This is a genomic window from Citrobacter sp. TBCS-14 (genome assembly GCF_005280805.1).
GTDB lineage: Bacteria > Pseudomonadota > Gammaproteobacteria > Enterobacterales > Enterobacteriaceae > Citrobacter > Citrobacter gillenii.
In genome coordinates, this window is sequence record NZ_SZWM01000289.1 from 34,925 (window position 1) to 54,606 (window position 19,682).

16 protein-coding genes and 1 pseudogene are annotated in these 19,682 nt (G+C 55.4%); 9 read left to right on the forward strand and 8 right to left on the reverse strand.

Going from position 1 to position 19,682, the window contains the following annotated elements:
• Positions 1 to 583: 583 nt before the first annotated feature.
• The 4 genes from qseE to glnB all read left to right on the forward strand — a co-directional run bounded on the left by qseE (position 584) and on the right by glnB (position 4,521).
• Entirely contained in the window at positions 584 to 2,014 is a 1,431-nt protein-coding gene (gene qseE, locus FDX22_RS12745) for a two component system sensor histidine kinase QseE/GlrK (RefSeq protein ID WP_146717280.1), read from the forward strand.
• 22 nt (positions 2,015 to 2,036) lie between these two features.
• Entirely contained in the window at positions 2,037 to 2,780 is a 744-nt protein-coding gene (qseG, locus tag FDX22_RS12750; RefSeq protein ID WP_096759355.1) for a two-component system QseEF-associated lipoprotein QseG, read from the forward strand.
• On the forward strand, positions 2,780 to 4,114 hold the full coding sequence (gene glrR, locus FDX22_RS12755; protein ID WP_304571763.1) for a two-component system response regulator GlrR: 1,335 nt from the start codon (positions 2,780 to 2,782) through the stop codon (positions 4,112 to 4,114). The genes qseG and glrR overlap by 1 nt, the downstream gene beginning before the upstream one ends.
• Before the next feature lie 68 nt (positions 4,115 to 4,182).
• The gene (glnB, locus tag FDX22_RS12760; protein ID WP_002438074.1) at positions 4,183 to 4,521 is read left to right on the forward strand and encodes a nitrogen regulatory protein P-II; all 339 of its coding nucleotides are present in this window, start codon (positions 4,183 to 4,185) and stop codon (positions 4,519 to 4,521) included.
• Here the strand turns inward: glnB and FDX22_RS32595 are convergent.
• A pseudogene (locus tag FDX22_RS32595) lies at positions 4,518 to 4,613 on the reverse strand (hypothetical protein); the annotation flags it as partial. The gene glnB and the pseudogene FDX22_RS32595 sit on opposite strands and share 4 nt — an antisense overlap.
• Positions 4,614 to 4,617: 4 nt before the next feature.
• Positions 4,618 to 5,808 carry an NO-inducible flavohemoprotein gene (gene hmpA, locus FDX22_RS12765; RefSeq protein WP_115257760.1) on the reverse strand — a complete coding sequence of 397 codons (1,191 nt, stop codon included), beginning with the start codon at positions 5,806 to 5,808 and terminating at the stop codon, positions 4,618 to 4,620.
• Positions 5,809 to 6,134: 326 nt separating this feature from the next.
• Here hmpA and glyA point away from each other — a divergent pair, with 326 nt between their 5' ends.
• Positions 6,135 to 7,388, forward strand: a complete 1,254-nt coding sequence (gene glyA, locus FDX22_RS12770; RefSeq protein WP_115257762.1) for a serine hydroxymethyltransferase — start codon at positions 6,135 to 6,137, stop codon at positions 7,386 to 7,388.
• Between the two features lie 92 nt (positions 7,389 to 7,480).
• Here the strand turns inward: glyA and hcaD are convergent, their stop codons facing one another.
• From hcaD to hcaE, 5 genes are read right to left on the reverse strand one after another with little or no spacing between them, the layout of a single operon-like run.
• On the reverse strand, positions 7,481 to 8,683 hold the full coding sequence (hcaD, locus tag FDX22_RS12775) for a phenylpropionate dioxygenase ferredoxin reductase subunit (protein WP_117343495.1): 1,203 nt from the start codon (positions 8,681 to 8,683) through the stop codon (positions 7,481 to 7,483).
• 9 nt (positions 8,684 to 8,692) lie between these two features.
• A complete protein-coding gene (gene hcaB / locus FDX22_RS12780) occupies positions 8,693 to 9,505 on the reverse strand; it encodes a 3-phenylpropionate-dihydrodiol/cinnamic acid-dihydrodiol dehydrogenase (protein WP_115257764.1) in 813 nt (270 codons plus the stop codon).
• Entirely contained in the window at positions 9,505 to 9,822 is a 318-nt protein-coding gene (hcaC, locus tag FDX22_RS12785; protein WP_096756145.1) for a 3-phenylpropionate/cinnamic acid dioxygenase ferredoxin subunit, read from the reverse strand. Before hcaC ends, hcaB begins: the two co-directional genes overlap by 1 nt.
• Positions 9,822 to 10,340, reverse strand: coding sequence for a 3-phenylpropionate/cinnamic acid dioxygenase subunit beta (gene hcaF, locus FDX22_RS12790; RefSeq protein ID WP_135911591.1), 519 nt, complete (start codon positions 10,338 to 10,340; stop codon positions 9,822 to 9,824). Before hcaF ends, hcaC begins: the two co-directional genes overlap by 1 nt.
• Positions 10,337 to 11,698: a 3-phenylpropionate/cinnamic acid dioxygenase subunit alpha gene (hcaE, locus tag FDX22_RS12795; protein ID WP_115257767.1), complete on the reverse strand. Its 1,362-nt coding sequence runs from the start codon at positions 11,696 to 11,698 to the stop codon at positions 10,337 to 10,339. The genes hcaF and hcaE overlap by 4 nt, the downstream gene beginning before the upstream one ends.
• 135 nt (positions 11,699 to 11,833) lie before the next feature.
• Between hcaE and hcaR the strand changes: the two genes are divergently transcribed.
• A complete protein-coding gene (gene hcaR / locus FDX22_RS12800; RefSeq protein ID WP_146717281.1) occupies positions 11,834 to 12,733 on the forward strand; it encodes a DNA-binding transcriptional regulator HcaR in 900 nt (299 codons plus the stop codon).
• On the opposite strand, the gene FDX22_RS12805 is transcribed toward hcaR, so the two are convergent.
• Positions 12,728 to 13,924 carry an ROK family transcriptional regulator gene (locus tag FDX22_RS12805; RefSeq protein ID WP_115257769.1) on the reverse strand — a complete coding sequence of 399 codons (1,197 nt, stop codon included), beginning with the start codon at positions 13,922 to 13,924 and terminating at the stop codon, positions 12,728 to 12,730. The two genes, hcaR and FDX22_RS12805, sit on opposite strands and share 6 nt — an antisense overlap.
• Before the next feature lie 114 nt (positions 13,925 to 14,038).
• Here FDX22_RS12805 and FDX22_RS12810 point away from each other — a divergent pair, with 114 nt between their 5' ends.
• From FDX22_RS12810 to FDX22_RS12820, 3 genes are all read left to right on the forward strand, one after another.
• The gene (locus tag FDX22_RS12810) at positions 14,039 to 17,305 is read left to right on the forward strand and encodes a DUF5107 domain-containing protein (protein ID WP_146717282.1); all 3,267 of its coding nucleotides are present in this window, start codon (positions 14,039 to 14,041) and stop codon (positions 17,303 to 17,305) included.
• 72 nt (positions 17,306 to 17,377) lie between these two features.
• A complete protein-coding gene (locus FDX22_RS12815) occupies positions 17,378 to 18,817 on the forward strand; it encodes a sugar porter family MFS transporter (protein ID WP_146717283.1) in 1,440 nt (479 codons plus the stop codon).
• The gene (locus FDX22_RS12820) at positions 18,817 to 19,659 is read left to right on the forward strand and encodes an aldose 1-epimerase (RefSeq protein ID WP_146717284.1); all 843 of its coding nucleotides are present in this window, start codon (positions 18,817 to 18,819) and stop codon (positions 19,657 to 19,659) included. The genes FDX22_RS12815 and FDX22_RS12820 overlap by 1 nt, the downstream gene beginning before the upstream one ends.
• The last annotated feature ends 23 nt before the right edge of the window (positions 19,660 to 19,682 follow it).

Below are 19,682 nucleotides of genomic sequence, written 5' to 3' on the forward strand. Positions count from 1 at the left end.
CTGATGGCGCTGCGCTTATCAGGCCTACGGGGAAGAGCGGTTGTAGGCTGGATAAGGCGTTTACGCCGCCATCCGGCAATAAACTCAGTGTTTGCGCCGCAAAATTAAAGTGTCGGGAATTCCCGACATCGAGGGTAGGGTGGTGTCGTCAAAAAGAGACATTTAATTAATTGATTTATAAGTATTTTGTTTTTAAGTGCTACAGGTGTTGCTAATTAGCGACACATGGCGCAAAAAACAGCCAAAACCATTCATCGATTAAATGAATATATTTTGTATATTTATCATTGTGTTAATATAATGTTTTGAATATTGGCACGCTTGCTGCATAATACTAAGCAGTGGCTCATTCACCTTCTTATGTCAGCCCCTTCGGGACGCGCTACATAAACTTCGAATGACGCACAACAAGGTGCCTGCCGTCCAACTTCTGATATTTGCCTTGCGCATATCAAACTCCGGGCGAAACGTCGAGTTAGGCACCGCCTTATTCCATAACAAAGCCGGGTCATTCCCGGCTTTGTTGTATCTGGCGTTCCCCTCAGTTAGCATCGTCCTATCCCTTTTCGTTGAGAGTAACGCTTTGAAGCGCTGGTCTGTTTTCCCCCGGTCTTTACGTCAGTTGGTTACGCTGGCATTTTTGCTGATCCTGCTGCCTCTGTTAGTTCTGGCCTGGCAGGCATGGCAAAGTCTGAATGCCCTAAGCGCCCAGGCGGCGCTAACCAACCGCACCACGCTGATTGACGCCCGGCGGAGTGAGGCGATGACTAACGCGGCACTGGAGATGGAACGCAGCTATCGGCAATACTGCGTGCTGGATGACCCGACACTGGCGAAGGTTTATCAGGGGCAGCGTAAACGTTACAGCGATATGCTGGATGCCCATGCGGGTGTGTTGCCTGACGTCAAACTCTATCAGGCGCTTCGCCAGGATCTGAACGATCTCGCGCAGTTGCAGTGTCAAAACAGCGGCCCCGACAGTGTGGCGGCTGAACGTCTTGAGGCTTTTGCCAATGCCAATACCGAGATGGTGCAGGCCACGCGAACCGTGGTCTTCTCGCGCGGCCAGCAGCTGCAACAAGAAATTGCTGAACGTGGTCAGTTCTTTGGTTGGCAGGCGCTGGTACTGTTTCTCGTTAGCCTGGCGATGGTGCTGCTGTTCACGCGGATGATCATCGGTCCGGTAAAATCCATTGAACGAATGATCAACCGTCTGGGGGAAGGCCGCTCGCTGGGCGATACCGTATCGTTTACCGGTCCGCGAGAGCTGCGATCGGTGGGGCAGCGTATTATCTGGCTGAGTGAGCGCCTGTCGTGGCTTGAATCTCAGCGGCATCAATTTTTACGCCATCTTTCACATGAACTCAAAACGCCGCTGGCGAGTATGCGTGAGGGAACCGAACTGCTGGCCGATCAGGTCGTTGGCCCACTGACGCCGGAACAAAAAGAAGTTGTCGGAATTTTGGATGACAGCAGCCGCAATCTGCAAAAACTGATTGAGCAACTGCTTGATTACAACCGCAAGCTGGCCGATGACGCGATTCAACTGGAAAGGGTTGAAATCGCGCCGCTCGTGGAGAGAGTGGTTTCTGCACATAGTCTGCCCGCGCGCGCCAAAATGATACATACTGATGTGGCGCTGGCAGAAAGCGGCTGTCTGGCAGAGCCGGTGCTGTTAACGAGCGTGCTGGACAATCTTTATTCCAATGCGGTGCACTATGGTGCTGAATCCGGTACCATTTGCATCCGCAGCAGCTTGCATGGTGCGACGGTGTACATTGACGTAATGAATACCGGCGAGCCGATTCCGCCAGCAGAAAAGACCATGATCTTCGAGCCTTTTTTCCAGGGAAGCCATCAGCGAAAAGGGGCGGTAAAAGGAAGCGGATTAGGACTCAGTATCGCCAGAGATTGCATCCGCCGTATGCGGGGGGAGCTGTACCTGGTCGACGATTATGCGCAAGGCGTTTGTTTTCGCATCGAACTGCCGCTATCTGCAATGAAAAACCATTAAAATGAATCTAAGTCTGGTGAGTATGCCACACGTTGTTGTCCGAATGCTTAAACGACATTTTTTCCGCCGCGCATTATTGCTAAGCTTGCCGTGCCTGGCGCTGGTGGGGTGTGTGCCGAACGCGGTGGATCATATTATCGGCGATCCTTCACAGGAGAAAATTCCGCCCCATCAGTTGGCGGATTACCTTTCAACCGAGTGCGCAGATATCTGGTCACTGCAGGGGCAGTCTACGGACAGCAATCCGTTGTACTGGCTGCGCGCCATGGACTGTGCTGACCGCCTGATGCCGGTTCAAGCCCGTAGTGAAGCCAGTACCCAACTCACTGACACCTGGCAGGGCGCGTTCAAGCGCGGGATCCTGCTCGCCAGTGCCAATATCACGCCGCCGGAAAGACGAGATGTGGTGACGCGACTTGATGCGCTCAGTCCGCAAATTCCGGCGCAGGTACGGCCGCTGTATCAGGTCTGGTTTAGCGGCCAAACTCTGCAGTTACAGTTGGCCGAAGAGCGCATGCGCTACAGCAAACTTCAACAGTCGTCAGACAGCGATCTTGATACGCTGCGTCAGCAGCAACAGCATTTGCAGACGCAGCTCGATCTCACTACCCGCAAACTGGAAAATCTGACCGATATTGAGCGTCAGCTTTCCACGCGCAAGCCTGCCGGCAGTTATAATCCTGATGCGCTGCACGGGAATGAAAAACTCTCCACACCTGACGATGCCGGGGGCACCGGGTCCTCGAGCGAGGAGGTAACGCCATGATAAGCCGTAAACCCGCACATTTGCTGCTGGTCGATGACGATCCGGGATTGTTGAAATTACTCGGCATGCGTTTAACCAGTGAAGGCTACAGCGTCGTGACGGCGGAAAGCGGGCAGGAAGGGTTACGGGTGCTTAACCGTGAAAAGGTGGATCTGGTCATCAGCGATCTGCGCATGGATGAAATGGACGGCATGCAGTTGTTTACCGAAATCCAGAAAGTCCAGCCGGGTATGCCGGTTATTATCCTGACCGCGCATGGTTCAATTCCGGATGCGGTAGCTGCAACTCAGCAGGGCGTATTTAGTTTTCTGACCAAACCGGTCGATAAAGACGCGTTATACAACGCCATTGACGGGGCGCTGGAACAATCTGCCCCGGCGACCGATGACGGCTGGCGCGAATCGGTTGTCACCCGCAGCCCGTTGATGCTGCGTCTGTTAGAGCAGGCGCGTATGGTGGCGCAATCGGACGTCAGCGTGCTGATTAACGGCCAAAGCGGTACCGGCAAAGAAATTTTTGCCCAGGCTATCCATAACGCCAGCCCGCGCGGTAGCAAACCTTTTATTGCGATTAACTGCGGCGCGTTGCCGGAACAATTGCTCGAGTCCGAGCTGTTTGGTCATGCGCGTGGCGCGTTTACCGGGGCGGTGAGCAATCGTGAGGGGCTATTTCAGGCCGCCGAGGGCGGGACGCTGTTTCTGGATGAGATAGGCGATATGCCCGCGCCATTGCAGGTGAAATTGCTGCGTGTGTTGCAGGAGCGTAAAGTTCGCCCCCTTGGCAGCAACCGTGATATCGACATTGACGTGCGGATTGTCTCCGCAACGCACCGCGACTTACCCAAAGCGATGGCGCGGGGCGAATTCCGTGAGGATCTCTACTACCGCCTTAACGTGGTGAGCCTGAAGATCCCGCCGCTGGCTGAACGTACGGAAGACATTCCCTTGCTGGCAAACCATCTGCTGCGTCAGTCCGCTGAACGGCACAAACCGTTTGTGCGCGCATTCTCGACCGATGCCATGAAGCGTTTAATGACCGCCAGCTGGCCGGGCAACGTGCGTCAACTGGTCAACGTTATCGAACAATGCGTGGCGCTCACCTCATCGCCAGTGATCAGTGACGCGCTGGTGGAGCAGGCGCTGGAAGGTGAAAATACCGCCTTGCCAACCTTTGTTGAAGCGCGTAACCAGTTTGAACTGAACTACCTGCGTAAGCTGCTGCAAATTACCAAAGGCAACGTAACGCATGCGGCGCGAATGGCGGGGCGCAACCGCACCGAATTCTATAAATTGCTTTCTCGACACGAGCTGGATGCAAACGACTTTAAAGAGTAGCACCGTAAATACGACTGATTTATGATACGGTGAGCAGCCGGTTACGCGATAAAAACGACAGGAAAACCATGAAAAAGATTGATGCGATTATTAAACCCTTCAAGCTCGACGACGTCCGCGAAGCGCTGGCAGAAGTGGGCATTACCGGTATGACCGTAACGGAAGTGAAAGGCTTTGGCCGTCAGAAGGGCCATACCGAGCTGTACCGTGGTGCGGAGTATATGGTGGATTTTCTGCCGAAGGTAAAAATTGAAATTGTGGTTACCGACGACATCGTGGATACCTGTGTCGATACCATTATTCGCACGGCTCAAACGGGTAAAATTGGCGACGGTAAGATTTTTGTCTTTGACGTGGCACGCGTGGTGCGTATCCGTACTGGCGAAGAAGACGACGCAGCAATTTAAGCCGCGCCGTGCTTGCCGGATGGCGGTGTAAACACCTTATCAGGCCTACAAAACCCCGTAGGCCTGATAAGCGCAGCGCCATCAGGCATGACGTAATTACAGGACTTTATGCGGACCGAAGCATTCGTAATGAATATTCTCGTTCTTCACACCCAGACCGATCAGCTGCTTCGCGGCAAACTGCATAAAGCCGACCGGACCGCACAGATAAAACTGCATCGCCGGATCGCTGATTGCACCTTCCAGTTTATTCAGATCCATCAGGCCCACGCTGTCATACGCGCCTTTTTCACGGTCTGCTTCATTCGGTTCACGATACCAGGTGTGGGCACTAAAGCGCGGCAGTGAGTTGCCCAGCTCATTCACTTCATCAGCAAAGGCATGCACATCGCCGTTTTCTGCCGCGTGGAACCAGTTTACCTGCGCCGTGTGTCCGGCTTTCGCCAGTGTATCCAGCATTGCCAGCATCGGGGTCTGACCAACGCCTGCGGAAATCAGCGACACCGGAGTATCGGTGGCGACATCCATAAAGAAATCGCCTGCCGGTGCGGCTAAATGAACGATGTCACCGACTTTCGCATGGTTATGCAGCCAGCTTGAAACCTGACCGCCGTCTTCACGCTTAACTGCAATGCGGTAGCCCTTGCCATCCGGTTTGCGGGTCAGAGAGTACTGACGAATTTCCTGATGCGGGAAACCTTCCGGCTTAAGCCAGACGCCCAGATACTGGCCCGGATGGTATTCAGCCACCGCACCGCCGTCGACGGGTTCAAATTCAAAGCTGGTAATTAATGCGCTACGCGGCGTTTTTGCCACAATGCGGAAGGGACGGGTACCTTCCCAGCCGCCATTTTTGTTGGCGTTCTCACTGTAAATCTGCGCTTCGCGGTTGATGAAGACGTTAGCCAGCACGCCATACGCTTTACCCCAAGCGTCCAGCACTTCTTGCCCTGGGCTGAACATCTCGTCCAGCGTTGCCAGCAGGTGACCGCCCACGATGTTGTACTGCTCAGGCTGAATCTGGAAGCTGGTATGCTTCTGGGCAATTTTTTCGACCGCAGGCAACAGCGCCGCCAGGTTGTCGATATTGCTGGCGTAAGCGGCGATAGCGTTAAACAACGCTTCACGCTGATCGCCATTACGCTGGTTACTCATGTTGAAAATTTCTTTGAGTTCTGGGTTATGCGTAAACATGCGATCGTAGAAATGGGCGGTCAGTTTCGGGCCGGTTTCGACCAGCAGGGGAATAGTGGCTTTCACTGTAGCGATGGTTTGTGCGTCAAGCATACGGTCTTCCTTTATCTGAGGCTTTAATGATGTATGTCAAATACATCTTATAAAAAATACCCCTGCATTGTAAATGGTTCTTTGTAACTTTACGTTGTAAAGGTTACAACTTGAAAAATCTGCATCACAAACCTGAAAAGAAATCCGTTGAAATTTGCCATGTCATTATTCTCCAAAGCCTTGTGTGCTGTGAAGGTAATCGTTTGCGTAAAATCCTTTGTCAAGACCTGTTATCGAAGATTGATTCGGTTATACTGTTGGCCGTCGTCCAACAGGACTGCCTTTTTAGGCCGAAATTCTATTGTTAGCTGAGTCAGGAGATGCGGATGTTAAAGCGTGAAATGAACATTGCCGATTATGATGCCGAACTGTGGCAGGCTATGGAGCAGGAAAAAGTACGTCAGGAAGAGCACATCGAACTGATCGCCTCCGAAAACTACACCAGCCCGCGTGTCATGCAGGCGCAGGGTTCTCAGCTGACCAACAAATACGCTGAAGGTTATCCGGGCAAGCGCTACTACGGCGGTTGCGAGTATGTGGATATCGTTGAGCAACTGGCGATTGACCGCGCGAAAGAGCTGTTTGGTGCCGACTACGCTAACGTCCAACCGCACTCGGGTTCTCAGGCTAACTTCGCGGTCTACACTGCGCTGCTGCAGCCGGGCGATACCGTTCTGGGTATGAACCTGGCGCAAGGCGGTCACCTGACTCACGGTTCCCCGGTCAACTTCTCCGGCAAACTGTACAACATCGTCCCTTACGGCATCGATGAATCCGGCAAGATTGACTACGAAGACATGGCTAAGCAGGCTCAGGCCCACAAACCGAAGATGATTATCGGTGGCTTCTCTGCGTACTCCGGTGTGGTTGACTGGGCAAAAATGCGTGAAATCGCTGACAGCATCGGTGCATACCTGTTCGTCGACATGGCACACGTTGCCGGTCTGATTGCTGCAGGCGTATACCCGAACCCGGTTCCGCATGCACACGTTGTTACCACCACGACCCACAAAACCCTGGCGGGTCCGCGCGGCGGCCTGATCCTGGCAAAAGACGGCAGCGAAGAGCTGTACAAAAAACTGAACTCCGCTGTGTTCCCAAGCGCACAGGGCGGCCCGCTGATGCACGTGATCGCGGCAAAAGCTGTGGCGCTGAAAGAAGCGATGGAGCCAGAGTTCAAAGTTTACCAGCAGCAGGTTGCGAAAAACGCCAAAGCGATGGTTGAAGTGTTCCTGAACCGCGGCTACAAAGTGGTTTCTGGCGGCACTGAAAACCACCTGTTCCTGCTGGATCTGGTCGACAAAAACTTGACCGGTAAAGAAGCCGATGCGGCGCTGGGCCGTGCGAACATCACGGTTAACAAAAACAGCGTACCGAACGATCCGAAGAGCCCGTTCGTGACCTCCGGTGTCCGTATTGGTTCTCCGGCAGTGACCCGTCGCGGCTTTAAAGAAGCGGAAGTGAAAGAACTGGCTGGCTGGATGTGTGACATTCTGGACAACATCAATGATGAAGCCACTATCGAACGCATTAAAGCCAAAGTGCTGGATATCTGCGCTCGCTTCCCGGTTTACGCATAAGTCATACGGATTGCCGGATGGCGGTGTAAACACCTTATCCGGCCTACATATGAGTTACTTGTAGGCCGGATAAACGCAGTGCCATCCGGCAGTTATATCGACTTAAGCGTCACCGTCTCATCAAGTAAAGCCGCTAACAGCGGCTTTTTCTTTGCCTGAATCCACTTGCGCAGCTGCCGCATTTCTCGTCCCTGGTTGAGCGTTACCGCGCCGACTATCACCTCGTTTTGCAGGTTAAACCAGATAGCCTTGCCGTCATCTGGACTGCCGCGCACGACCCAGCCATCACTACGCATATCGCCAATAAACTGCAGGTTGTCGCTGAACTGATCGGTCCAGAACCAGGGCGGAGGTAGCGTCGGGAGTGTCAGCCCCAGCATGGCTGCCGCGGCAGTTTGCGCCTGATTATTGGCGTTTTCCCAGCTTTCGCAACGTTGCAGCGTACCGTCTGGCGAACGCTGTACTGCCACATCTCCGGCGGCAAAAATGTTCGGATCGACGGTTCTGCACGACGCATCAATGATAATGCCGTTTGCCACATCAAGACCCGCATCACGGGCAAGCCCGTCGTTGGCGACAATCCCGATACCGTAGATCACGCTATCAACCTGAAGCTGTTCGCCACGTTGCAGCGTGAGGGCGATGCGTTCCCCGCCAGCCACCTGTTCAATCGCATTATTCAGCAACAAATGTACGCCAGCCTGCTGGTGGCGGGCGGCCAGATAACGTTGTATCGGCGGCGGAGCGTTGCGACCCATCACCGTGGCAGCCAGTTCAATGACGGTGACCTGACAACCGCGCTGCGTGGCGCTGGCAGCCAGCTCAAGTCCGATGGTTCCGGCTCCGACAATAGCGATCGACTGCCCGGGGCTGAGCGCGTCTCGTAGACGCGCTGCATCTCCGGCGTGGCGCAGCGTGAAGCCGCGGTCACCGAGCGTATCCAGTAATGGGAACGGGCGTGCCGCTGCGCCTGTGGCAATCAGTAATTGATCCCACGGGTAGGTCTGTCCGTCAGCCAGTACCAGCGTTTGCGTTTCTCGCCCGAGCGTTTGAACGGTGACGCCCAGATGCAGCTGAACATTATTATCCCGCCACCAGTCTGCGTTCAGCACCGGCTGCAGCTGCGGCACGTCGTCCAACAGCATGGTTTTGGAAAGTGGAGGGCGTTCGTAGGGCAGATGCGGCTCATCGGAAAACAGATGGATCTCGCCGTCAAACCCCTGTTGACGCAGTGCGGCTGCCGCCATTGCCGCGGCCTGTCCGCCGCCGACAATGGCGATGATATTGTGGTACATAATGCCTCCTCAGAGATCCAGTCCGGCGGCAACGTGACGAATCCCGCGAATGCCCAGACCGGCGTCGGCATTGATCATCACGCCGCTCAGCGTGCGGTTATTGCGCCGTGACGCCAGCATCACATACGGGCCGGTAAAATCTGCCGGCTCCGGGAAAAACTGCAGCGGCAAAATGGCGGCAATTTTTTCCGGCGTTAGCGACTGCATAATCGATGTATCGCTCTGACCCAGCGCCTGCGGGCCGCGCAGATCGGTCGCCATACCGCATGGCCCCACGCCGTTGACGCGAACTTTGGGTGCCAGCTCGTAGGCTAACTGGCGAATCAGACCGGTTGCTGCATGCTTGCTGGCGGTATACAGCGGACCGCCGCCTCCGGGGTACCATGCTGCGTTGGACAGGGTAAAAATGATGCTGCCTTCGCTGGCGATAAGCGCGGGGGCGCAGGCTTTGGCCCCCAACAGATATCCCAGCACGTTGACATTGAATAACTCGTGAAAGCCGGTTTCCAGCGCCTCGGCAGAGGTGTTTACCAGCGAGGCGTTATGATCCCAAATTCCCGCATTGCCGATAAAGCAATCGAGCGTACCGTATCGCGTGAGAATGTTATCCACCGCGCGCTGATAGTCGGCGTAGCGGGTGACATTCCCCTCCACCGCCAGCACATGCTCACCAAAACGCTCGCGCAGGTAGGCGACTTTGGCAGCGGAGAGCTCCAGTGTAGCGACCCGCGCACCCTCTTCAATAAAGCGCTCGACCAGCGCCAGGCCCAGGCCGGAACCGCCGCCGGTAATAAAGACGACGTTATCGCGTAAATCGCTCATCAGGCCCCCTCAGGCATATCAATAAATACCTCGCCGCCTTCCACGTGCACCGCATAGGTGGTCAGCGGATCGGTGGCGGGCAGGCACAACGCTTTGCCGGTTTTCAGGCAGAAACTGGCGGCGTGCAGTGGGCACTCCACGGTGGCATCGTCTTCCAGATACCCTTCCGACATCGAGGCATTACCGTGGCTGCAGCGGTCGTTAATGGCATAAAATGCACCGCCAACGTTAAACAACGCGATGACCGGCGAGGTGTCGAGCCGCAGCGCTTCACCTTCCGGCAAATCCCCTACGGGGCAGGCAAATACACGATTCATCAGAACAGTACACTCAGGTTATGGGAGGAGATCACCGCCTGATCCAGCACGATCTCACGCTCCAGTAAACGCCACTCATCGCCCGGCAAGCGGCGTACTTTGTCCACGCGCATGCCAACGTATAAGGTTTCATCCCGCTCTTTTTGTGCGCGAGACAGCAGGTAGTTCAGTCGGACGCGAAACACATCGGGAACGTCGGTTTCGCTAACTTGCAGGTTGCTGATCAGATGCCGGGTGCGCGACGGCGGCTCTTCTGCCCAGGCCATGCCGGTTTCCAGACGTGCAATGCGGCGCTCGAGCTGATCTTTGTTGTCGTTGAAAATCCAGGTGGTCGGCGGCTGCACCCCTTTGCGGCGGTCGCGAGTCTGGGCATTCACCGTCGTACGCATGGTGTAACGGATCTCGTCGTCAAGCTGCGCCAGCCAGTCGCGAAACTTCCAGTCATCCAGCAAGCTGGCTTCGTGGTAGAGAAACTGGGTAATGCGATGATGCAGTTCCAGAGAAACTAACGCGCTCATTTCATTACCTCCTGCTGGTAAGCGGTGGTTTTTTCCTGCACTTCCTGCCAGCTTTCGCTGCTTAGCAAATCGGCCCAACGCTGGTACATCCCGCGTGCGGCGGTTTCCGAGAAGATGTAGTTGGTGATCCCCGGAATGCCGTCTTCACGACGTTTTTCCTGACCCAAGCCCATTTCCAGACACAGCTGGCTGTTCCGAGCGCGGTGGCCTTTGAGCAGCTTCTGGATCTCGCACCAGTTTTCTGAATCATCTTGTTCAAGAAAACCAGCCGGGCCGAAGGCGCGGGTGGCGCTGTTTTCAAATGCGGCTTTTACGTCATCAGAGGCCGCTTTATCGGCAATACAGAACGCCCACACTTCGACCTGATCCGGCCCGCGCGGGTGCCAGATGCGTAGTGTGGCGGTGCCGTTCAGCCAGGACAGCGTCGGGAAAATGTTGTTATGACCCGCCAGACGCAGAGCGCGAACCTTGCCCAGTCGTTGCTCGGCTTCGGCGTAGGTGTCGCGATAGTAGCTGGAGACGTCGCCGTCGACCCAGACGTTGGCATCGGGATTTTCAGTAAAGAAAAATCCGCTGCCGTGCCCATCCTGACCGAACTGCAGTGCATCTTTGGCAGTTTCCCACACCGGACGTGCGGTTTGCCCGTCGCCGAGGCGTTTGTCGCTGCCGTCATCTTTGGCGCCGAGCACCTGCACGGCAGAAGCGTGGCTAAACAACGCGTGATACTGGTCGCTGGCGAACTGCTCAGCGGGGAATTTCCAGTTGCAGTCGATCACCCATTTCTGTACGCCGCCAACGATTTCGGTGCCGCCTTCGCGACGATCCAGTACGCCGTCCAGGTACCAGGCGATGTCGCCGAGATAATCACGCAGCGCAGGCGCGGTGGTGTCCCAGTTGCCGAAGATTAGCCCCTTGTAGCTCTCGACGCCGGGCACTTCGTTCAGCCCCCAATGGGACTTGCACAGCCCTTGCGGGTAGGCGCGTGGCTCCAGCGGCACGTCAATCAGCTCGCCGTTAATGCCGTAAGACCAACCGTGATACGGACAGGTAAAAGCGCGGGTATTGCCGCAGTCGGCGTAGCTGACACGCATGGCGCGGTGTCGGCACTGATTGAGAAAGGCTTTGATGCTGCCGTCTTTTTGTCGCACGACCACCACCGCATCCTCGCCCATGTAGGTATTGAAAAAGTCACCCGGCTTCGGGATCTGACTTTCGTGAGCGAGAAACAGCCAGCAGCGTCCGAAGATGCGTTCCAGTTCCAGTTGGTAAATGTCGGGGTCGGTATAAATCCGTGGGGTTACGCGACCATTTTGCGTGTCGATCAGTGAGTAGATGTCTAAATTTGAGGGTGTGGTCATATTTTTTAATCCCGAAAGCTAAGATGTATTGACCTTCTTTTTTTGTACCCCAAGGATGTTGCTGGTTAGTTATCAATCTGTGAAATAGTAAATATCTACCAGCTGAGACGTTTTTTCGATAACAAGGAGCAGGGTATGGAACTGAGGCACTTACGCTATTTCGTCGCGGTGGCGCAGGCGCTGAATTTCACCCGTGCTGCAGAGAAGTTGCATACCTCTCAGCCGTCGTTAAGCAGCCAGATCCGCGATTTGGAAGCCTGCGTCGGAGTGACGCTGCTGGTGCGGGATAAACGCAAAGTCGCGCTGACGGCAGCAGGGGAGTGCTTTTTGCAGGATGCGCTGGCGATCCTTGAACAGGCAGAAAATGCCAAAATTCGCGCCCGTAAGGCGGTGCAGGAAGACTGTCATTTCTCGATTGGGTTTGTCCCTTCCGCGGAGGTGAATCTGCTGCCGAAGGTTCTGCCGCTGTTTCGTTTAAAACAACCGGACACGCATATTGAACTGGTGAGCCTGATAACCACTGAGCAGGAAGAGAAAATCCTGCGCGGCGAGCTGGATGTTGGCTTAATGCGCCATCCGATTTACAGCCCGGAACTCGACTATCTGGAACTGATTCATGAGCCGCTGGTCGTGGTACTGCCAGTTAACCACCCGTTAGCCAGCGAGAAAACGATTTCAGCCCAGCAGTTGAACGGCGTGAACTTTGTCAGTACCGATCCGGCCTATTCCGGCGCGTTGGCGAAGATTGTCAAAGCGTGGTTTCAACAGCAGGAAAGCCAACCCAATATTGTGCAGGTCGCCACCAATATTCTGGTGACCATGAACCTGGTTGGTATGGGGCTGGGGGTGACTTTGATACCCGGTTATATGAATAATTTTAATACCGGCCAGGTGGTTTTTCGCCCTATCGCCGGTGATGTGCCGACCATTGCGTTGCTGATGGCCTGGAAAAAGGGCGAGTTGAAGCCCGCCCTGCAGGATTTTATCGCGTTGGCGCAGGATCGTTTAGCCGTGCCCCTGGCGGCATTATCATGACAGTTCGCTAAGCTGTGATTCCACATACAGATAGCCAATACCCATCAACTGCTGCGAGCGATTAAGCTGACCGAAACTTATTTGCGTGGCTCTGGCACGTGGGCTATCGCCGTGATCAAACGGATTAAACCCGGTTTGCTGTACCAGCGTATTGAGCCAGCTTTCGCCAAAGGCACAGCTGCGACCGTATAACCAAATCTGGTTAATATTTAATATATTCAAAAAGTTATATAAACTCAGGCCAATGGCGCTGGCAGCGTGCTCGGCCCACGCCTGAATACGGACATCGCCCTGTTGCCAGGCGTCAATCAGCTGATCGGTGGTCAGCGTTTCTGGATCGTAATGGGGGGCAGGCTGAGATTTCATCCACACGCGAGCCTGCTTTTTCAGGGCGCTTAATGAGGCGACCGTTTCCAGACAGCCGTAACGACCGCAGTCACAGGCGATGCCGTCAGGGTTGATTATGGTATGTCCAATCTGGCCGCTGCCAAACAAACTGCCGCGCCAGATGTTGTCGTTGATGACGAACGATGAACCAATGCCGTAATCAACGTTAATCACGCAAAAATCGCCGTTCGCCGCCGGGTTCTGCCACTTTTCCGCCAGCGCCAGCATCACGCAGTCATTATCCAGCAGGACCTGCACGCCGAGCATTTCTTCCAGCAAATACTTTATTTCCACCGCTGTTTTCCACGGTGCCTGTGGCATGGTCTTTGATGCGCCGGTAATCGGATCAACCTGACCGTGAACGCCCAGCGCGAGGTTGATTGTGACCTCAGGATAGTGCCGACGGTATTCCCGCCAGTGCGCTGCCAACGCGGTCAATAGCGCTTTTGGCGTCTCGGGATTGATCAGTTCATGCCGCCAGTCACCGACTGCGACCAGGCGCGCATCTGCCAACTGGCTGGTGATGCTGGTGGGGGTGACGTTGATGCATAATGTCCAGGCCCCTTTTTCCGGCAAATGAAAGCTGCCGCTGCTCAAACCGCGCTGGCTTAATGTCTCGCGGGAATGGTCGATCCGCCCTTCATCCATCAACTCTTCGAGAATATTGCTGACCGCCGGGATCGACAAGCCGGTGAGCTGTGCCAGTTGTGATTTGCTGAGCTGCTTTTCCCGCCACAGGTGCGACAAAAAGATCTGTTTATTCGCCTGGCGAACCCTGGCGTTGTTGAACCCCGAACGCTGCATTCACTTAACTCCCTTTACTGTATTGCGTGAGCATTGCGCATTTTAACGCCACTTAACTGCCGCAGAATAGCCTCAAGTTAAATTTTTACTTTTGTTTATTGAGTGGAGAGCGGCATGTACGGTTCAGTGAAGGTCTGGCAGGAAACGATCACCCTCCCAACGTGGACGGCAGGCGAGGAAGACGTTAACCCGATGTTCCTTGAGAAACGGGTTTATCAGGGATCTTCTGGTGCGGTGTATCCCTATGGCGTGATTGATACGCTAACCGGCAAGCGTGAAATGCGCGACTACAAAGCGGTGTGGATGGAGAATGACTTCATTCGCATCATGCTGCTGCCGGAGTTGGGGGGGCGTATTCATCGCGCCTATGACAAAGTACAACAGCGCGATTTCGTCTACTACAACGAAGTCGTCAAACCTGCGCTGGTGGGCCTGCTCGGGCCGTGGATCTCCGGCGGCATTGAGTTTAACTGGCCTCAGCATCACCGTCCCACCACCTTTATGCCGGTTGATTTTACTCAACAGCAGGGCGAGCAGGGCGAATACACGGTGTGGATGGGTGAAGTTGAGCCGATGCGTGGCTTGCAGGTGATGACAGGATTCACGCTGTATCCGGATCGCGCCCTGATTGAGATAACCGGAAAAGTGTTTAACGGTAATGCCACTCCGCGCCATTTCTTATGGTGGGCGAATCCTGCGGTGAAGGGCGGGGACGATCATCAGAGCGTGTTCCCGCCGGATGTGACTGCCGTTTTTGACCATGGTAAGCGCGATGTTTCCGCGTTCCCGATAGCGACCGGCACTTATTACAAAGTGGATTACTCCGCGGGCGTGGATATCTCACGCTACAAAAACGTGCCGGTTCCGACCTCCTATATGGCTGAAAAATCGAACTATGACTTTGTCGGCGCGTGGCACCATGGCGAACGCGGCGGACTGCTGCATGTCGCCGATCACCACGTTTCGCCAGGGAAAAAACAGTGGACCTGGGGATACGGTGAGTTTGGCGTCGCCTGGGATCGCAACCTGACCGATGACAACGGGCCGTATATTGAACTGATGACCGGGGTCTTTACTGATAATCAGCCGGACTTTACCTGGCTTGCGCCGTACGAAGAGAAAGTCTTCGTACAAAACTTCCTGCCCTACAGCGAACTCGGCATGGTGCAAAACGCCAGCACTCAACTGGCGCTGCGTCTGGTGCGTGACAATGGCCAGCTCTCTGTTGGCGTTTACGCTATTGCGCCGCTGCACGACGTGTTGGTTACGCTTTCTGCTGATGGGAAACCGTTTTATGAACAGATTCTGACCCTTGAGCCGGGGAAAAGCTGGCTGGCTGAGGTGTCCGATAGCGGTCACGAGCGGGTGACCATAGCCGTGACCCACGCGGATGGCTCGTCGCTGCTGCAATACGAAGAGCACATTGCCGAAGAATTACCGCTGCCTTCGGCCGCCGTTGCGCCGGCACTGCCAGAGGCGCTGTCCAATACCGATGAACTCTATTTTATTGGTCAGCATCTGGAACAATACAATCACGCCAGCCGTTATGCAGAGGATTATTATCGCCGCGCGCTGGAGGTTGATCCGCTTGATTACCGCAATAATGTGGCGCTGGGAACGCTGGCGCTAAACCGGGCGGACTGGGCATTGGCCGAGCACTGTGCGCGTGCGGCGCTTGAACGCGCGCATAAACTCAATAAAAATCCGCGTGATGGCGAGGCGAGCATGCTGCTGGCCGCCGCTCTGGAACGTCAGGGTGATAATGACGGTGCGTGGGAGAGTTACTACAAGGCAAGCTGGAGCGGTAACTGTCGCGATGCCGCCTTCTGGTCGCTGGCTCGTCTGGCGATGAAGCGTGCAGACTATGCTGGTGCGCTGGAGAAGGTCGATCAGAGTCTGCGTTTCAACGGCAGTAATAACCTGGCGATGGGGCTGAAAGCGTTGGTGCTGGCGAAGCTTGATCGCAGCGAGCAGGCGCTGGAATATATTCGCCAACAGCTGGCTGACTATCCGCTGAGTTACACCCTGCACTATGCGCGCTGGGCCATCGGTCAGGACGAAGATTCAGCCGCCGCACTGCTGTACGTTACCGGGCGACGTGGTACCAATGCCTGCGAGCTGGCGGGTTGGCTGACTTCTTTGGGGCAGCAAGATGCGGCGCGCGATGTGCTGGAACTGCTCGACAGCCAGGAAACGCTGCCGATGTTGTGGCGGGCTTCACTCAGTGATAACCCTCAGTCTTTCATCATGCGCGCTCGCGAGTGTCTGCAAAACCGTGTGCGATTCCCCAATACGCTGGATGAAGTGCAGATGCTACAAACGCTGGCGCATAGCGCGTTTGCCCGCTATTTGCTCGGCTGTTTCTGGTATAGCAAACGACGTTATGACGAGGCGGTCTCCTGCTGGCAATTCACGCTTGAGCAGGAGCCGGATTTTGCCCCGGTACACCGATTGCTGGGGATTTATGCCTGGAACAAGCAGCATGATGCTCAACTGGCAGAGCGTTATCTGTCGCAGGCCGTGGCGCTGGAGCCGAAAAATGCGCGCTTCCTGTTTGAGCTCGACTACCTCAATAAACTACTGGCACAACCGGCTAAACAGCGTTTGGCAAGGCTGGAAGCCAGCAAGGAGGTGGTTTTCCATCGTGATGACCTGACGGTAGAACTGCTCAGTTTATGGAATGGCGTGGGTCACTATGATGCCGCGGCGGCCGTGCTCAACGAGCGCGTGTTCCACCCGTGGGAAGGCGGTGAAGGCAAAGCCACCGGGCAGTATCTGCTCAATCACCTGCATCGGGCACTGGCCGCTATTCACATCAACGATTTCACGGCTGCCATCGTCTTGCTGCAGCAGGCGCTGCACTACCCGCAGAACCTCGGCGAAGGACGTTTACCCGGACAAACGGATAACGACATCTGGTATTTGCTGGGATATTGCGCACAGCAGCAGGGACACCATGACGAGGCCCAGCGCTATTTTGTGCGGGCAACGCGGGGCGGTAGTTCGCTTGACGCCGGACGTTATTACAACGACCAGCCGGTGGACTATCTGTTCTGGCAAGGCATGGCGTTGAAAGCGATGGGGGACACCGCGCAAGCGGACACGCTGTTCCACAGCTTCCTGCAGTGGGTTGATACGCAGCATGACCAGGTGCCGGACGTCGATTTCTTTGCCGTGTCGCTGCCTGATTTAGTGGTGTTGGATACCTCTGCACACGAGAAACATCAGCAACACTGTCTGTTCATCAATGCGCTTGGGCACCTGGGGCTGGGCAATCTGCCTGCCTGCCAGCATGACCTTGATGCGCTATTGCAACGTCATCCGGCGCACGACAAAGCCTTGCTGCTGCGTCACGCCATCAACATATCGCTTTTCCAGTAACACCCTGATCGGGTGGGGGCAACCCCACCTGAAACCTTCTGTTCCCTGCGTTTCCCTGAAAGAGGAATGATAATGAATAACGCGCAGACACATTTAAAGATTGGCTATGTCTGGACTATCTGCCTGGTTGCGGCCTGCGGTGGTTTACTGTTTGGCTATGACTGGGTAGTGATTGGTGGGGCAAAACCCTTCTATGAAGCGTATTTCTCGATTACCGATCCGGCGCAGTCCGGCTGGGCGATGAGCTCGGCGCTGGTCGGCTGTATTTTTGGTGCGCTGATCTCCGGCTGGTGTGCCGACAAGTTTGGTCGAAAAATGCCGCTGATCCTCTCTGCGATACTCTTCAGTGCCTCTGCCTGGGGCACCGCCGTTGCCAGCAATTTCGATATGTTTATTGTCTATCGTATCGTCGGCGGGGTGGGGATTGGTCTGGCGTCGGCGCTGAGTCCACTGTACATCGCTGAAGTCAGCCCGGCTGAAAAGCGCGGTCGTTTTGTTGCCGTTAACCAACTGACCATCGTGATTGGCGTGCTGGCGGCGCAGCTTATCAATCTGATGATTGCTGAACCCGTTGCCACTGGCGCGACCCAGCAGGCGATTGTGGAAAGCTGGAACGGTCAGACGGGCTGGCGCTGGATGTTCGGTGCCGAGTTAGTCCCCGCTCTGGCGTTTCTTGTACTGATGTTCTTTGTGCCGGAATCTCCGCGCTGGTTGGTGAAGGCCGGGAAACCTGAGCGCGCACGCGCCATGCTGCAACGGATTGGCAGTACAGCGTATGCAGAGCAAACCCTGAAGGAGATTGAACACACGCTGCAAAAAGATAATCACAAGGTCGCCTGGTCTACGCTGCTGCAACCGCAGATCAAACCGATCGTGATTATTGGTATGGTGCTGGCCGTATTCCAGCAGTGGTGTGGAATCAACGTGATCTTCAACTATGCGCAGGAGATCTTTGCCTCCGCCGGGTTCGATATCAACGGTACGTTAAAATCGATCGTGGCGACGGGGATCATTAATCTGGTCTTCACCCTTGCCGCTCTGCCGCTGGTGGACAAAATTGGCCGTCGCAAACTGATGCTGTTTGGCGCATCGGGGCTGACCGTTATCTATGTGCTGATTGCCAGTGCCTACGGCTTGGGCATTATGGGATGGCCGGTGTTGGTACTGGTGTTGGCGGCAATCGCTATTTACGCCCTGACGCTGGCCCCGGTGACCTGGGTGCTTCTGTCGGAAATTTTCCCTAACCGCGTGCGTGGTCTGGCGATGTCGCTGGGTACGCTGGCACTGTGGATTGCCTGTTTCCTGCTGACCTACACCTTCCCGCTGCTCAATGCCAGCCTGGGTGCGGCTGGGAGCTTCCTGCTGTACGGTGTGATTTGTGCCATGGGTTATGTTTACGTTCTGCGCCATGTGCCGGAAACCAAGGGCGTCACCCTGGAAGCGCTGGAAGAACAGCTGGCGGCGCAGCATAGTAAAGCCAGCCCTTCGGCCCAACCACGTAGCGCCCGGTAATGGACAACCTTTTGATGCTACAAAACGCACATCTGCGGATGTGCGTTGACCCTCAGGGCGGGTCGCTGTTGAGTCTGGTGTCGTTACAACATCAACAACCGGTTTTACGTGAGGGCCAGGGGAAACAACCGGGGGATTGCGGCCTGTTCCCCATGTTACCGCTGGCTAACCGGGTGGCAGGTAATCGCTTTCTGCTGCGGGGGGAAGAGGTGGTTTTGCCGCAGCATGAGGCGGACGATAAATTCTTCTTACACGGTGACGGCTGGCTGCGGCGCTGGGAGGTGGTTAATGCGACTCAAAGTGGCTGTTTGCTGCGCTTACGCGGCTGGCATCCGTGCGGTTACGACTATACGGCGCAGCTGTGCTATCAACTGGAAGCATCCAGCCTGCATGCCTCGTTGACCCTCACCCACAGTGGTGAACAACCGATGTTGTACGGCTGTGGCTTCCATCCGTTTTTTGCCTTTGATGCGCGCAGTACGGCGCAGTTTTCGGCCAGCGGCTACTGGCCGGAGGGGGAGCAACACCTGCCGTTACCCTGGCAGCACGATATCCCACCAGCGGCTGATTTCACTCGCGCACAGTATGGCGAGGACGCCTGGCTGAACGTGGGGTATTCCGGCTGGGGCGGGCAGGCGGTCATTCAACGCGATGTGATGAAGCTCACGATTCTGGCGCAAACTCCGTGGCTTATGCTGTTCAGAATGTCGGGTGAGGAGTTCCTTTGCCTCGAACCGCAGACGCATCCGGTGAATGCCCACCACATGCTGGGCCAGCCGGGATTACGCCTTTTAGCGCAGGGAGAACAGTGCCATTTTGCGCTGCAAATTCGCGTAGAATAGGGCAATTATCATGTTATCTGCCT

Bases quoted from the DNA above. Each gene is read 5' to 3' on its own strand.
- qseG (WP_096759355.1), top strand. From the start codon at position 2,037: ATGCCACACGTTGTTGTCCGAATGCTTAAACGACATTTTTTCCGCCGC.
- glnB (WP_002438074.1), top strand. From the start codon at position 4,183: ATGAAAAAGATTGATGCGATTATTAAACCCTTCAAGCTCGACGACGTC.
- hmpA (WP_115257760.1), bottom strand. From the start codon at position 5,808: ATGCTTGACGCACAAACCATCGCTACAGTGAAAGCCACTATTCCCCTG.
- glyA (WP_115257762.1), top strand. From the start codon at position 6,135: ATGTTAAAGCGTGAAATGAACATTGCCGATTATGATGCCGAACTGTGG.
- hcaD (WP_117343495.1), bottom strand. From the start codon at position 8,683: ATGTACCACAATATCATCGCCATTGTCGGCGGCGGACAGGCCGCGGCA.
- hcaB (WP_115257764.1), bottom strand. From the start codon at position 9,505: ATGAGCGATTTACGCGATAACGTCGTCTTTATTACCGGCGGCGGTTCC.
- hcaC (WP_096756145.1), bottom strand. From the start codon at position 9,822: ATGAATCGTGTATTTGCCTGCCCCGTAGGGGATTTGCCGGAAGGTGAA.
- hcaF (WP_135911591.1), bottom strand. From the start codon at position 10,340: ATGAGCGCGTTAGTTTCTCTGGAACTGCATCATCGCATTACCCAGTTT.
- hcaE (WP_115257767.1), bottom strand. From the start codon at position 11,698: ATGACCACACCCTCAAATTTAGACATCTACTCACTGATCGACACGCAA.
- hcaR (WP_146717281.1), top strand. From the start codon at position 11,834: ATGGAACTGAGGCACTTACGCTATTTCGTCGCGGTGGCGCAGGCGCTG.
- FDX22_RS12805 (WP_115257769.1), bottom strand. From the start codon at position 13,924: ATGCAGCGTTCGGGGTTCAACAACGCCAGGGTTCGCCAGGCGAATAAA.
- FDX22_RS12810 (WP_146717282.1), top strand. From the start codon at position 14,039: ATGTACGGTTCAGTGAAGGTCTGGCAGGAAACGATCACCCTCCCAACG.
- FDX22_RS12815 (WP_146717283.1), top strand. From the start codon at position 17,378: ATGAATAACGCGCAGACACATTTAAAGATTGGCTATGTCTGGACTATC.
- FDX22_RS12820 (WP_146717284.1), top strand. From the start codon at position 18,817: ATGGACAACCTTTTGATGCTACAAAACGCACATCTGCGGATGTGCGTT.